This window comes from Pseudomonas sp. SID14000 (genome assembly GCF_002165135.1).
Classification (GTDB): domain Bacteria; phylum Pseudomonadota; class Gammaproteobacteria; order Pseudomonadales; family Pseudomonadaceae; genus Aquipseudomonas.
Window position 1 is genome coordinate 1 of the sequence record NZ_NFZQ01000096.1, and the last position, 454, is coordinate 454.

Consider the following 454-nt stretch of genomic DNA (forward strand, 5'->3'; position numbering starts at 1 on the left):
CGTCGTCCACAAGCTCACCATCCACTGGGGGGTGCGGTGGACCGACACCGGCAAGGTCGTCTGGGCGGAACTCGCCAGGTAGCACCACCGGAGAGCACGAGCGGCGCGGTAGCGCTACAGCCACTCGCCCTCCATGGCCGTGGCCGTGAGTCCCGGCGCCGCCGCGAACAGCACGGTACGGCTGCCGGCGTTCTGGCCGGCGTCGTGCGCGCGTCGCAGGATGTCGAACACGGCCGCACCGCCGCGGTTGCCGCTCGTGTAGCTGTCGCGGCTGTAGGCGAGAACTTCGGTCGGCCACCCGTCGGGCATCGTCTGTTCCATGTACTCCAGCACGCGGGTCCCGCCGGGGTGCGCGAGCAGAAGATCGGGATGCCAGGGGCTGGCGTCGTCCTGGTGGCGGCTGCGCAGCCACTCCCACATCGCAACGACCGTGTCCTGTACGGCGCGCGGCCCG

1 pseudogene is annotated in these 454 nt (G+C 71.1%); it reads right to left on the reverse strand.

From position 1 onward, the window contains the following. Positions 1 to 114 precede the first annotated feature (114 nt). Positions 115 to 454, reverse strand: a pseudogene (locus CAY82_RS27530) (hypothetical protein); the annotation flags it as partial.